Source organism: Pantoea sp. At-9b (genome assembly GCF_000175935.2).
Lineage (GTDB): Bacteria > Pseudomonadota > Gammaproteobacteria > Enterobacterales > Enterobacteriaceae > Pantoea.
In genome coordinates this window covers 568090-582385 of the sequence record NC_014837.1, presented here as the reverse complement: position 1 = coordinate 582385, position 14296 = coordinate 568090, and the positions used below count along the sequence as shown (strand labels likewise).

10 protein-coding genes are annotated in these 14296 nt (G+C 58.1%); 6 read left to right on the top strand and 4 right to left on the bottom strand.

Annotated elements, in window-relative coordinates; genetic code table 11:
* The first annotated feature begins 241 nt into the window (after positions 1–241).
* Genes dacB through pmrB form a run of 3 tightly spaced genes read left to right on the top strand, consistent with a single transcriptional unit; the run spans position 242 to position 3392 of the window.
* Entirely contained in the window at positions 242–1675 is a 1434-nt protein-coding gene (gene dacB / locus PAT9B_RS02545) for a serine-type D-Ala-D-Ala carboxypeptidase (protein ID WP_041525890.1), read from the top strand.
* Entirely contained in the window at positions 1675–2337 is a 663-nt protein-coding gene (gene pmrA, locus PAT9B_RS02540) for a two-component system response regulator PmrA (protein WP_013507690.1), read from the top strand. Before dacB ends, pmrA begins: the two co-directional genes overlap by 1 nt.
* Positions 2334–3392: a two-component system sensor histidine kinase PmrB gene (gene pmrB, locus PAT9B_RS02535; RefSeq protein WP_013507689.1), complete on the top strand. Its 1059-nt coding sequence runs from the start codon at positions 2334–2336 to the stop codon at positions 3390–3392. Before pmrA ends, pmrB begins: the two co-directional genes overlap by 4 nt.
* Here pmrB and PAT9B_RS02530 read toward each other — a convergent pair.
* Positions 3389–5641, bottom strand: a complete 2253-nt coding sequence (locus PAT9B_RS02530; RefSeq protein ID WP_013507688.1) for a TonB-dependent siderophore receptor — start codon at positions 5639–5641, stop codon at positions 3389–3391. The two genes, pmrB and PAT9B_RS02530, sit on opposite strands and share 4 nt — an antisense overlap.
* Before the next feature lie 253 nt (positions 5642–5894).
* Between PAT9B_RS02530 and fes the strand changes: the two genes are divergently transcribed.
* From fes to PAT9B_RS02515, 3 genes are read left to right on the top strand one after another with little or no spacing between them, the layout of a single operon-like run.
* Entirely contained in the window at positions 5895–7106 is a 1212-nt protein-coding gene (gene fes / locus PAT9B_RS02525; RefSeq protein WP_013507687.1) for an enterochelin esterase, read from the top strand.
* A 29-nt stretch (positions 7107–7135) separates the two neighbouring features.
* Entirely contained in the window at positions 7136–7357 is a 222-nt protein-coding gene (locus PAT9B_RS02520) for an MbtH family protein (RefSeq protein WP_013507686.1), read from the top strand.
* Positions 7350–11267: an enterobactin synthase subunit F gene (locus tag PAT9B_RS02515; protein ID WP_013507685.1), complete on the top strand. Its 3918-nt coding sequence runs from the start codon at positions 7350–7352 to the stop codon at positions 11265–11267. Before PAT9B_RS02520 ends, PAT9B_RS02515 begins: the two co-directional genes overlap by 8 nt.
* A gap of 41 nt (positions 11268–11308) precedes the next feature.
* On the opposite strand, the gene PAT9B_RS02510 is transcribed toward PAT9B_RS02515, so the two are convergent.
* From PAT9B_RS02510 to fepD, 3 genes are read right to left on the bottom strand one after another with little or no spacing between them, the layout of a single operon-like run.
* Entirely contained in the window at positions 11309–12109 is an 801-nt protein-coding gene (locus PAT9B_RS02510; RefSeq protein WP_013507684.1) for an ATP-binding cassette domain-containing protein, read from the bottom strand.
* Entirely contained in the window at positions 12106–13077 is a 972-nt protein-coding gene (fepG, locus tag PAT9B_RS02505; protein WP_013507683.1) for an iron-enterobactin ABC transporter permease, read from the bottom strand. The genes PAT9B_RS02510 and fepG overlap by 4 nt, the downstream gene beginning before the upstream one ends.
* The gene (gene fepD / locus PAT9B_RS02500; RefSeq protein WP_041525725.1) at positions 13074–14063 is read right to left on the bottom strand and encodes a Fe(3+)-siderophore ABC transporter permease; all 990 of its coding nucleotides are present in this window, start codon (positions 14061–14063) and stop codon (positions 13074–13076) included. Before fepD ends, fepG begins: the two co-directional genes overlap by 4 nt.
* Positions 14064–14296: the final 233 nt, after the last annotated feature.

Here is a 14296-nt window from a genome sequence, read left to right as displayed (position 1 = left end):
CTCCTCGTCATCTTTCCTGGTTAACGGCGTCATCCTGACAGGTGACAGCAGAAAACAGCTTCTGCGGCGCGTTACCTCATTTCACAAGCAAAAGAATCCTGACCCGGAAAGCATTCCGGGTCAGGATTGGTTTTGCATTTTGATACGTATTTTACCCCAGAGTTCCCTGTGGGTCATCGTTTACTTTGCACCGTCCGGGGACGTAGTATTGTCGCCTTCACCCGTCAGTTACCGCGAGATTATGCGATTTTCACGACTTGTTACCGGACTAACCTGTGCGTTTATGCTGCAGGCACAAGCAGCCCCCGTTGAAGAATACATGCAGTATTTGCCAGACGGCGCAAACCTGGCGCTGATGGTACAAAAAGTGGGCGCATCAACCCCGATAATCGATTTTCATGGCAAACAAATGGCGCTGCCCGCCAGTACCATGAAAGTGGTCACCGCGCTGGCGGCACTGCTGGAACTCGGACCCGACTTCCGTTTTCAGACCACGCTGGAAACCAAAGGCGCGGTCAGCGACGGCACGCTGAATGGCGATCTGGTGGCGCGTTTTGCCGGTGACCCGACGCTTAGCCGTCAGGATCTGCGCAACATGGTTGCTGCACTGAAAAAGCAGGGCATCACCCATATTAAAGGCAACCTGGTGATCGATACATCGGTTTTCGCCAGCCATGACATGGCACCCGGCTGGCCGTGGAACGACCTGACCCAATGCTTCAGCGCCCCGCCGGGTGCAGCCATTGTGGATAAAAACTGCTTCTCCGTTTCGCTCTACAGCGCCAACACGCCGGGCGAAAATGCCTTTGTTCGGATTGCGTCCTATTATCCGGCGCACATGTTCAGCCAGGTCCGCACCCTGGGCCGCAACAGCGGCGAAGGGCAATATTGTGAGCTGGATGTGGTGCCAGGGGAGCTGAATCGCTACACCCTGACCGGCTGCATGCGTCAACGAGCTGAACCCCTGCCGCTGGCGTTTGCGGTACAGGATGGCGCGGCTTGGGCAGGCGAAATCCTGAAAGATGAACTGCGTGCGGCAGACATTGATTACAGCGGCCATCTGGTGCGCCAGACGCAGGTCACCTCACCGGGTACGGTACTGGCCTCGACACAATCTGCACCGTTGCATAATCTGCTGCACACCATGCTGAAGAAATCAGACAACATGATCGCCGACACCGTGTTCCGTACTATCGGCCATCACTACTTTAACGTACCGGGCACCTTCCGCGCCGGGTCTGACGCGGTGCGGCGTATCCTGCGCGAAAAAGCCGGGGTTGATCTCGGGAACAGCATTCAGGTGGACGGTTCCGGCTTGTCGCGTCATGATTTGATTGCACCGGATACCATGATGCAGGTGCTGCAATTCATTGCTAAAAATGATTCGACGCTGAACTATATCTCGATGCTACCGCTGGCCGGTTATGACGGCACGCTACAATATCGTGGTGGCCTGCATGAAGCGGGTGTCGATGGTAAAGTCTCAGCCAAAACCGGTTCACTTCAGGGCGTCTATAATCTGGCAGGATTTATCACCACCGCTAGCGGTGCGCGAGTTGCCTTTGTGCAATACCTTTCAGGTTATGCTGTGCCACCGGAAGATCAGAAGACGCGACGTATCCCGCTGGTACGTTTTGAAAGCCGCCTCTACAAGGATATTTACCAGAACAACTGATGAAACTGTTAATCGTTGAGGATGATGCGCTGCTGCAATCGGGCCTGGCCCAGGCGCTCAGCGCCCAGGGTTATGCCGTCGACTGTGCCGCCAGCGCCGCAGAAAGTAACGCATTGCTGCGTAGCGGACAGTACAGCCTGATCGTGTTGGATCTCGGTCTGCCGGATCGCGACGGTGCCACGCTGCTGCGTCAATGGCGGCGTGATGGGATCAACGTTCCGGTCTTGATTCTTACCGCGCGCGATGCGCTGGAAGATCGGGTCGACGGGCTGGATGCCGGTGCCGATGACTATCTGGTAAAACCTTTTGCGCTGGTTGAATTGCAGGCCCGCGCCCGGGCGTTAATTCGTCGCTATCAGGGCCACAGCGACAACCTGCTGCAACAGGGCGATCTGACGCTCAACCTCAGTTCTCAGCAAGTGTTGCTGGAAAACTTGCCGCTGGAGATCACCCCCAAAGAGTTCGCGCTGCTGACGCGTCTGTTGATGCGGGTCGGGCAGAACGTGCACCGTGAAACCCTACAGCAGGATCTCTACAGCTGGAACGATGATCCCGGCTCCAATACCCTCGAAGTCCATATTCATAATCTGCGCCGTAAACTCGGCAAAGATCGCATCAAAACCGTTCGCGGTGTGGGTTACCGGCTGGAAGTGCGCGAATGAACAGTATGCGTCAGCGATTACTGATTATGCTGGCGCTGATTCTGCTCACCTGCCAGATCATGAGCGCCGTGTGGTTGTGGCACGAGAGCCGGGAGCAAATCGGCTTTCTGGTGAGTGAAACCCTCTCCGCCAAAGCGCGCAATGAACACGTTGAAAATGAAATCCGCGAAGCGATAGCCTCGTTGTTGCTGCCGTCGTTGGTGATGGTTTGCCTGACGCTGCTGTTCTCCTTCTGGGCGATTAACTGGATTATCCGCCCGCTGAAATCACTGCAAAACAGCCTGGCACATCGCTCAGCCGATAACCTGTCCCCGTTGCCGCTCTATTCGGAGATGGAAGAAATTGTGGCGGTGACCGGCTCAATTAATCAGTTGCTGTCGCGGCTTGACCACACCATTCAGCAGGAACGTTTGTTCACCGCCGATGCCGCGCATGAATTGCGCACGCCATTAGCCGGACTGCGGCTGCATCTGGAACTGCTGCAACAACAAAATGTGCCGCAAAGCGAAATGCTGGTGGCGCGCATCGATCAACTGATGCATACCGTTGAACAGCTGCTGATGTTGTCACGCGCCGGTCAGGCGCTGGCGAGTGGTCACTATCAACAGTTGCACTGGCAACAGGACATCATGCAACCGCTGCAGCCGGAGATGGCCGAACTTTATGCGCAGCGCCAGCAGCAACTGCACTGGCCGCAGGGGGCCGACGTACCACAGCAGGGCGAAGCGGTGTTGCTGCGCCTGATGCTGCGCAACTTGCTGGAAAACGCCTCACGCTACAGCCCGGAAGGCAGTGAAGTGAAGGTGGTGTTACATCAAGAACCCCAGCAGGTGATTGTCGAAGTCTGGGATCAGGGTCCGGGCATCGAAGCCAGCGCGGCAGAAGAGTTAACCAAAGCCTTTCGGCGTCGCGATCAACGCTACGGTGGCAGTGGTCTGGGCTTGAATATCGTGCTGCGCATCGTGCAGATGCATCGCGGTCGACTGGAGTTGCTTAATCGTAATGATGGCAGCGGACTGATTGCCCGCTGCCATTTACCGCAGTTGCTAAATTAGAACTGGGTGTTGAGGCTCATGTAGTAAGTACGACCTGAATCGTTGTAGGTATTGGCACCGGCACCGTACAGGTAAGCGCCGGTAGTGGCGTTACCGGTGGTCTGGGCATTACCCTGACGCCAGTGGCGCTTGTCGAACAGGTTGTCGATACCAAGCGTAACGCTGACGTACTTGTTCACATCATAGGTCCCGCTCATGCCAAGGATGGAGTAAGGACTCACCTGATCGGTGGCGCTGCCGGTAACCGGGTTGCCATGGTAGTCATACTTCTTCGGCACTTGCTTACCGTACCAGGTGAAGGTGGTTTGCAATGACAGATCCTGCGTGGCCTGCCAGCTCAGCGTCGAGTTGAGGGTATATTGCGGGATAATCGACAAACGGTCGCCGGTTTCTTTGTTCTTACTCTGCAACATATACGTGTAGTTGTTATTCCACGTTACGGTGTCAGAGAACGGGATATTGATGGTGCCTTCCAGCCCTTCAACCACCGCTTTCGGTACGTTTTCCCATTTGTAAATGTTGGTGGTGCCATTAGAAGCCGTACCGGTTGACACCATACCCGCTTCAATTTTGTTGCGATAATCGTTACGGAACCAAGTCAGACCGGCCTGATAACCCTCGTGTTTCCACTCCAGCCCAATCTCTTTGTTGATGCTGTTTTCTGCTTTCAGGTCTTTGTTACCCTGCAGATAACAGGCGCTGGAGGCGTCAGCACAACCCTGACCATTGCTGTACAACAGATAGTTCGGGTTAGTCTGATACAGGCTTGGCGCTTTGTAAGCACGGCCGATGCCCATCTTCAACGTGAAGTCATCACCCAAGCCCTGTGACAGGTTCAGTGAGGGACTCCAGTTGTTACCCACAATCGAGTGATGGTCGAAACGCAGACTTGGCGTCAGCATAGTGCTGTCCGTCACTTCCATGTTGTCTTCGGCAAACAGCGAGAAGATTTCCGCCTGTGAATAGGGTGAACGACCGGTATTGGAGATGCCCGGCACGCTACCGTAGCTGGCCGCCTGGGTGGTTGAAGACGGATCTTTCATGCGCTGCTGGTTCCATTCGGTACCCAGCGTGGCCGTCTGGTTGATCAACCATTCAAACGGAATGCTGATTTCGCTGTGCAGCATGATGTCATCCAACTGAATGGTGTTAAAACCACTGTTGGAGAAGATGCCTTCGGTGCCGCCAGCCAAACCTTCATTAATACGGGTATTACGGGTTTTCTCGTAGCGTCCCCAAGTATTGGTGCTGACGCCGTTGTCCCATGCACCGGTCCACTTCAGCGAAACGTTCTGACGATACAGGCGGTTAGTTTCGTCACCGTACAGGCTTTTCACCAGCGTGCTGGTGTTGGTGTTCTGGGTATCACCGGCATACAGGTTGCCCTGACGGCTATAACCCGCCTGAAGTTCCAGGGTCTGCATTGGCGCAAACGCCCAGCTTAATAAGGCATTGATATCTTTATTGACGGAGCCTTCGCGACCGGCCGGATAGCTGCCCGCATAAGTCCCGGTACGATCAGCCGCATGGCCTTCGTTGATGTCGTAAGCATCCGCCTGGGTCTTGGCTAAACCGCCATACAAACGGAAGTTGAAATCATCGCCCAGCGGTCCTTGCAGACTGAAGTTGGTGCGTTTGGTTGCGCCTTCATCTTTGTGCTGCGGGACGTTGAAATAGGTGTTCCAGGAACCGTGCCACTGCTGATCGGTGTATTTTTTGGTGATGATGTTCACCACACCACCCGCCGCGCCGTTACCGTAGCGCACCGCTGCCGGACCACGGATCACATCGATATGGTCGATCAACTCCGGCGGCACCCAGTTGGTATCACCGCGGGTGTCACGCTCACCACGCCAACCGAGACGTACCGAGTTACGGCTGGTAATCGGGATACCATCCACCATAATCAGGGTATTTTCCGGGCCCATGCCACGAATATCGATCTGGCGGTTGTTGCCACGCTGGCCGCTGGTGGAGTTACCGGTCAGGTTAACACCCGGCATGGTACGAATGATTTCAGAGACGTCACGGGCTGGCGGATGTTTTTTGATTTCATCAGCGGTGATAGTGGAAACACCGGGAGCCTGGAGTGTCTGCTGCTGAGCGGTCACCATCATGGTGCCGCCATCAAGGGAGTTGGCGTCTGTGCTGGTAGTCGTCGTACTGGAGGTCTCTGCTGCCCATGCACTGCTGGAAAGGAGCCCCAGTTCAATCAGAATGGCTAATGATAAACGCGAATATTTTGTCATTTTTTCGTTCCTGGATTGCCAGCAAAGGTAACTGGCGCGCCGGTGAGAAGGTCACAGTCCCTATCGAAACCCCGTTCCAAACCTGGCAGTGCCATCCGTTGCGCATCCTTTCTTTAAACAGAAAGGTGACAGGCGGAACGAGCGTGCTCATTTATGAGCGGAAACACCCTATTGCAAATGCAAATAATTATCAATAGTATTATTTATAACCTTTGTGAAAGAATCCTTGAGTAAATGGCGACTGGCAGCACCTATGACCTGGCTAAATGATCTGACCGGCAGTGAAGCCTGGTGGCAGGAGCAACAAACTAAAGGTATCCCGCGGGTGGAAGGCGAAGTGGATGGCGAGTGTCAGGTCACTTTCCTCTGGCGCGATCCGCAGGGCAACGAGGCGCAGTCGCGCATCCAGCGGGTCTGGATCAACATCACCGGTGTGACCGATCACCACCAGCGCCGCGCCCCGCAATCCCTGATGCGTGTTGCTAATACCGATGTCTGGTACTGGCAAACCACCCTGCCAGCCAACTGGCGTGGCAGCTACTGCCTGATGCCGGATGAGCAGGCGACTGATTTTTCCGGCGACGTCGACATGTATGCGCTGCGCAACTGGTGGCGTGATAAATTCCCGACCGCCCAGGCTGACCCGCTCAATGCGTTGCGTGGCTGGTCCGGCGGACGCGGCATGGGGGTTTCCCCGCTGCATCTGCCTCTGGCTCCCAATCAACAGCTGTGGCGCGCAATTGATGAAGGCCGCGCCCCTGCCATCACATTGCAAGAATATCGCTGGGATAGCCGCTTGCTCGACAATAGCCGTCGGGTGTGGATCTACTGCACGGGCGAGACCCAGCCTGAGTCACGGCCCCTGGCCATTTTGCTCGACGGCCAGTTCTGGGCCAACAGCATGCCGATTGCCGGCCCGCTCCAACAACTCACCGATGAAGGCGCATTGCCTGCCGCCGTCTATCTGTTTATCGACATCATCGATCGTGAGCATCGCAGCCGCGAGCTGCCGTGCAATGCCCTGTTCTGGCAAGCCTTACAGGAAGAATTGCTTCCCCAAGTGGCGCAGTGGGCACCGCACCAACAACAGGCCGACCGCACCGTGGTCGCCGGACAAAGTTTTGGCGGTCTGGCTTCGGTGTTCGCGGCGTTGCACTGGCCGCAGCAATTTGGCAACGCCATCAGCCTGTCCGGCTCCTTCTGGTGGCCGGAACGGGGTAATCCGCACGGCTGGCTGTTGCAGCAACTGGAGCAGGGTCTGGCACCGCGCCAGCCGCTGCGTTTCTGGCTGGAAGCGGGTAAACGTGAAGGCCTGATTTTGCAGGCGAATCAGCAACTGCAACAGCAGTTACACGCCGCTGGCTATCAGGTGCACTACCAGCCGGTAGAAGGTGGCCACGACGCGCTGTGCTGGCGCGGTGGCCTGCTCGATGGCTTACAGGCGCTGTGGCGCACCCCGATATAAATTCATCTCGCCCGGACTCAGGAGCCGACATGGAACATCGCAATCCCTTCGACGATCCGCAGCAGGATTGTCTGGTGCTGTGCAACCCGCAGCAACAATACAGTTTATGGCCCGCGTTTAGCGCCCTCCCCACTGGCTGGCATACCGTGTATGGCCCCCAGCCGCAGCCGGATTGCCTCAGCTGGCTGGAACAGAACTGGGGGGATATCCGCCCAGTGACGCAGGACACAAACCGGAGCGACAATGTCTGAATCTCTGATGAATCGACCCCACACTGAACAACAAACCCTGCCGCTGGTTGCGGCGCAGCCCGGCATCTGGATTGCCGATCAGCTGTCACGCCATCACAATGCCTACGCGGTGGCACACTTTATTGAATTGCACGGCGATATCGATAGCACCTTACTGAGCAAAGCCATCATTGCCGGGATGCAGGAAGCCGATACGCTGAATATGGCGTTTGGTGAAGTGGACGGCGAAGCGCTGCAATGGCCGCAGGCCCAGTCTTTCACCCCACCGCAGGTGGTTGACCTGCGTTCCGACGCGCATCCTGCCGACAAAGCCCGTGCGCTGATGCGCGAAGATATGAATGGCGATTTGCGCGTGCTGAGCGGCGCACCCTTGTATCACCATTGCCTGTACCGCCTCGGCGAGCAGCATTGGTTCTGGTATCAGCGTTATCACCACCTGGTGGTGGATGGCTTCAGCTTTACTGCCCTGACGCGGCGTATCGCCAACCTGTACAGCGCCTGGGCGCGCCAGCAGGAACCAGAACCAACGCCGTTTATCCCCTTTAGCGAAGTGGTGGAAGAGTATCAGCGTTATCAGCAATCCTCTTCCTTTGAGCGAGATCGCCAGTTCTGGCGTGAAAAAGGCGCCTCCCTGCCCGCGCCCGCCTCACTGGCACCGCAACCACTGGCCGGTCAGAGCGCCAGCACCCAGCTGTTGCGCCATAGCCTGACGCTGGATCGTGCCACCTTCCAGACGCTGGTCAGCCAGCATCCGCAGCACAGCGCCGCCGATCTCGCCTTCGCCCTGGTGGGACTCTGGCTGGCGCGCCTGAGCGGACAAAACGATTTCTCGGCGGGTTTCATCTTTATGCGTCGTATCGGATCGGCGGCCCTGTGCGCCACCGGGCCGGTGATTAACGTGTTGCCGATGGCGATCCATTACGATCCGGATCAGCCGCTGGCCGCCCTGGCAACGCAACTGGCGGGTGAAGTGAAGAAAATGCGTCGCCACCAGCGCTATGATGCTGAGCAGGTGCAACGCGATCTGGGCCGTCTCGGCGACGGTGATCCGATCTACGGCCCGGTGATCAACCTGAAGATGTTTGACTATCAGCTGGATTTTGCCGGTGTGGAGGGGATCACCCATCAGCTGGCTTCCGGCCCGGTGCGCGATCTGGAAATCGCCATCTATATCAGCGAACAGGGTGATCTCACACTGGAACTGCTGGCCAATGCCGAGCGTTACAATCTGGCGACGCTACAACGCCACACCAGCCGCTTCGCGTTGCTGTTGACGCAACTGGCTGCTGCACCGCAGCGGCCGTGCGGCGAGTTGGATCTGTTGACCACAGCAGAACATCAGTGGCTGGCGGAGATTAACCACACTCCGCACCCGCTACCTGCCGAGACTCTGGCCTCGCTGCTGGCCCAGCAGGTGGCCCGCACCCCGGATGCGCCAGCGCTGGCCGATGCACAGCATCAACTCAGCTATCGTCAGATGCAGCAGCAGGTGTTTGCGCTGGCTCAACAGCTCAGCGCCGCCGGTGTCGCGCAGGGCGATATCGTTGCGGTAGCGCTGCCGCGTTCGGTGCAGCTGTCGCTGGCGTTACAGGCGATTGTGTCGCTCGGCGCGGCTTATCTGCCGCTCGATACTGGCTACCCCGATGATCGCCTGCAACTGATGCTGGAAGATGCCACGCCACAAACGTTGATCACCTCAGCGTCACTCGCGCCGCGTTTTGCTGCCATCTCCGACGTCAGCCAGCTGCATTTCGATGCATTATTTAGCCACACGGATGCCCCTGCCCCGCGCAGCGCGCCGCAACCGCAGGACGGTGCCTACATCATTTATACCTCGGGTTCTACCGGACGCCCCAAAGGGGTTCTGGTCGGCCATGAAGCGATCGTTAACCGCCTGTTGTGGATGCAAAATCACTATCCGTTGCAGGCTGATGATGTGGTGTTGCAGAAAACCCCGAGCAGCTTTGACGTTTCGGTGTGGGAATTCTTCTGGCCGCTGCTGGTCGGTGCCCAACTGGTGATGGCTCCACCGGAAGCCCATCGCGATCCGGAAGCCCTGCAACAGCTGTTCGCGCAACACCGGGTCACCACCACCCACTTTGTGCCTTCAATGCTGGCTGCGTTTGTCGCCGCGTTGCAGGACGATACCGCAATTAGCCACTGTGCCAGCCTGCGTCGCGTGTTCTGTAGCGGCGAAGCACTGCCAACCGATCTGTCCCGTGAGTGGGAACAGCTGACCCGGGTTCCGCTGCACAATTTATACGGCCCGACCGAAGCGGCGGTGGATGTAAGTTGGTATCCGGCGTTCGGTGAATCACTGGCGGCGGTCGAAGGTGCCAGCGTGCCGATTGGCTATCCGGTCTGGAACACCGGCCTGCGTATTCTTGATGCACGCCTGCAACCGGTGCCGCCAGGCGTGGCGGGCGATCTTTATCTGACCGGCATTCAGCTGGCGCACGGTTATCTGGGACGTCCCGATCTCACCGCCAGCCGCTTTGTCGCCGATCCGGCAGGCAATGGCGAACGTATGTACCGCACTGGCGACGTGGCGCGCTGGCTCGACAACGGGGCGGTGGAATACCTTGGCCGCAGCGACGATCAGTTAAAAATTCGTGGTCAGCGCATCGAACTCAACGAAATCGATCATGTGTTGTGTGAGCAGCCCGGTATTGAGCAGGCCGTGACGCACGCCGTGGTGCTGGGGGGCGAGGCGGCGCAGGGCGATGCCCGCCAACTGGTGGGTTATGTCATCGCCGATCACGCCGTAGACGGTGAAGCCCTGCGTAACGCGCTGGCGCAGCAATTACCCGCCCATATGGTGCCGGTGGCGATTGTGCAGTTGGAGACGTTCCCGCTCAGTAGCAACGGCAAGCTGGATCGCAAAGCTCTACCGCTGCCACAGGCCACCACCGCCAGCGCCGGACGCGAACCGCATCCCGGACTGGAAAGCCAGCTCGCGGCGGCGTTTTGTCAGTTGCTGGCACGCGACAGCATCAGCGCGCAGGATGATTTCTTTGCCTTGGGCGGCCATTCATTGCTGGCGATGCGCCTTGCCGCGCAACTACGCCGTGAACTCCAGCAACCGGTGTCAGTCGGGCAGATTATGGTCGCCTCCACCGTGGAAAAACTGGCTGCATTGCTGAGTGATGAGCAGTCACACCAGCAGGCCGGTTTCGAGGCGGTACTGCCGTTGCGCCAGGGCAGCGGACCGAATCTGTTCTGCTTCCATCCGGCCTCCGGTTTTGCCTGGCAATTCAGTATCCTGCAACGCTACCTGGAGGCGCGCTGGTCGTTGATCGGTATTCAGTCGCCGGACACCACCAGCCCGCTGAATCACAGCCTGCATCTGGACGAGGTGTGCGAAGCCCATCTGCGCACGTTGCGCGAGGTGCAACCGCACGGACCTTACTATTTCCTCGGTTATTCGCTCGGCGGCACGCTGGCGCAGGGAATTGCGGCACGCCTGGCAGCGTCCGGTGAAGAGGTGGCCTTCCTCGGTTTGCTCGATACCTGGCCGCCAGAAACGCAGAACTGGGATGAAAAACGCGGCGAGAATGTGCTGGATCCGGCGGTGCTGGACGAAGTGAACCGCGAGCGCGAGCAGTTTATCGCCGCGCAGCGGCATCAGGCGGGGGAAGAGATGCAGGCGATGTTTGACACCATCGAAGCCAACTACGCCAGTTCAGTACGTTTGCTGGCGACCGCACGCAGCGCCCGCTTTAGTGGTCGCGCCACATTGTTCCTCGCGCAGCAGACGCAACAGCCAGGCCAGGATGCGCGCCGCGCCTGGGCACCCTATGTGAGCGAGCTGGAGGTGTGGCCGATGGATTGCGCCCACGTCGACATCATTTCACCGAAGATGTTTGAGCAGATTGGCCCGTTGTTGCAGCGGCTACTGAGCGAACTGTGATCCAGAATGTAGGGCGCGATAAATCGCGCCGCTACAACATGTTATGTTTTTGGCCGCCCCAGCGGCACAATCATGGGCGTGTGTGCCACCGGGTCTTCCACAATCACGCAGCGCAAACCATACACCTGCTCAATCAGTGCGGGCGTGACAATCTCTGCCGGTTTCCCTTCCGCAATAATCCGGCCATGGCGCATGGCAATCAGGTGCGTGGCGTAACGACAGGCATGATTCAGGTCATGCAGGACCACCACCAACGAGCGACCGTGCTGTTGATTGAGATCCTGCATCAATTCCAGCAATTCAATCTGATGGGTGATATCCAGCCAGGTCGTCGGCTCGTCCAGTAACAACAGCGGCGTTTGCTGCGCCAGCACCATCGCAATCCATACGCGCTGGCGCTGACCACCCGACAAGGTATCCACCTGTTGATCGGCGAGATCCGAGACGCCGGTTGCCAGCATCGCCTGCTGTACCGCCTGCTCATCTTCAGCGCGCCAGCGGCCAAACAGCGCCTGATGTGGATAGCGTCCACGCGCCACCAGCTCAGTCACGCTGATGCCAGCGGGTGCGTTAGAACTTTGTGGCAACAGGCCAAGACGGCGTGCCACTTCTTTCGTGGGATAGCGTGCAATGGCTTCCCCATCCAAAAACACCTGACCTTTCAACGGCGTATTCAGACGACTCAGGGTGCGTAGCAGGGTTGATTTGCCGCAGGCGTTCGGGCCGATAATCACCGTCAGCTCCCCTTCCGGTATCGCCACCGACAAATTTTCTGCCACCACTTTTTTGTCGTAACCCAGCGTCAACCCTTCGCCATAAAGACGGCTGGAGATTTCGGTCATTGGCGTCGTGCCTCCCGCACCAGTAAAGCAATCAGATAAAGGCCGCCGAGGCTGACGGTAATCACGCCCACCGGCAATTGATAAGGCAGGAACAGATGCTGCGCGGCGAAATCGGCAGCGATCAGCAACAGCGCACCACACAGCGCCGCCAGCGGCATGCCGCCACCGAGGCGACGCGCAATCTGCGGTGCGAGGAGCGCCACAAAGGAGATCGGGCCGACCAGCGCCGTGGAGGCGGCGATCAGCACCACCCCCAGCAGCATCAGCCACAGACGGCTACGCTCCACCGGCACGCCGAGGGCGCTGGCGGTATCATCGCCCATCTCCAGCAAACGCATGCGCCGTGCCAGCAACGCCACCAACAGCAGCGCCACCAGCAACGCGGCGATCACCGGCGGCGTCTTGTTCCAGGTGATACCGTTAAGCGTACCGGCGCTCCACAAACCGGCACTGAGGGCCGCATCCAGTGAGGCACTGATAATCAACCAACTGTTCAGCCCCATTAACAGCGCGCGCACGCTGATGCCGACGATAATCAAACGGAAGGTTTCCACACCGTTGCGCCAGGCAAACAAGTAGACCAACGCGGCAGTGGCAATGCCACCGATCAATGCGGCCATCGTGATCGCTGAGGCGCTCTGGTTGAACAGCACCAGCGCCACCAGCACGCCGCTGTAGGCTCCAGTGTTAAAGCCAAGGATATCCGGGCTACCCAACGGATTACGTAGCAAGGACTGGAAAATCGCACCACTTACGCCCAGCGCGGCACCAATCAGCAACGCCATCAGTACTCGTGGTAAACGCCACTCCAGCACGATCAGTTTGACATTGCTGGCACCCTGTCCCAGCAGCACCTGCCAGATTTGTTCCCCACTGAGCGGTAAGGTTCCCCGCGTCATTGCCAGGAATGCGATCAACCCACAACCCAGCAGTAGCCAGCAGGTATGAAACATGACGCGTCGGGTCATACCGCACCCCGCGCGAGTTTGCGGCGCACCAACACAATCAACATCGGTGCACCCAGCATGGCGGTCACAATGGAGACGCGCAGTTCACCGGGCACCAGCAGGCGGCCAATAATATCCGCTGTCAGCAGCAGGATCGGCGTCACCAGTGCGGTCGCAGGCAGCAGCCAGCGATGGTCATTCCCCACCAGCCAGCGCGCCAGATGCGGTGTCATCAACCCGACAAACGCAATCGGTCCGACCGCAGCGGTTGCGGCACCACATAGCAAGGCAATCGCCAGCAGCCCCAGCAACTGAGTGCGTGCCACGCGCGTACCCAGCGCCGTTGCCATATCGCCGCCCATACTCAGGCTGTTTAACGCCTGCGACAGACATAAAGCCACCACGCTGCCCAGTGCGACGGCTGGCCATAGGGTGCGTAGACTGGTGAAGCTGCGGATATCCAGCGAGCCGCTATGCCAGAAACGCAGGTGGTCATAAATGTCAGGATTGAGCAGCGAGATACCCGACGTCAGCCCCTCCAGTACCGCGCTTAACGCCACGCCCGCCAAGGTTAAACGCACCGGATTGACGCGTCCTCCGCCAATCGCACCGGTCATCGACACCAGTAATGAGGCCAGCAGCGCACCGCTAAACGCAAAAGCGAGCCATTCGGCTGGGGTATGCGCGTTAAACCACGCCATGCCCAGTACCACGGCGAAACTGGCTCCGGCATTGACCCCGAGGATACCGGGGTCAGCCAGCGGGTTACGCGTCAGGCTTTGCATTAGCGCCCCGGCCAGCCCCAGTGCCACTCCCGCCAGTAAACCGGCCAGGGTTCGCGGCAAACGCGCCTCGCGCACGATAACGCAATCGGCACTACCACAGGTGGTGGTAACAGCATGATAAACATCGGAAAGAGAAATGGATTGCGCACCCAGCATTAGACTGAGGGCAATAAGAAGCACCAGCAGCATCCCTGATCCTGCAAGTGCACGAGTCTGGTACATAGCGTTATGAACCTTCAACTTATACCTTTCATCCTTCAAACTGTAGGTGCGTTGGCTGCGCTCGCTCACCCCGGTCACTTACTTCAGTAAGCTCCCGAGGATTCACTCTTTTGCCGCCTTCCTACAGCTCGAATGATTTGGGTATATCAACGTAATCGCGTGCGTAGGATAAATGTGATAATGATATTTGTTATCGTTATTACTCGTATTTGTCTATGTTATCATGACTCGCC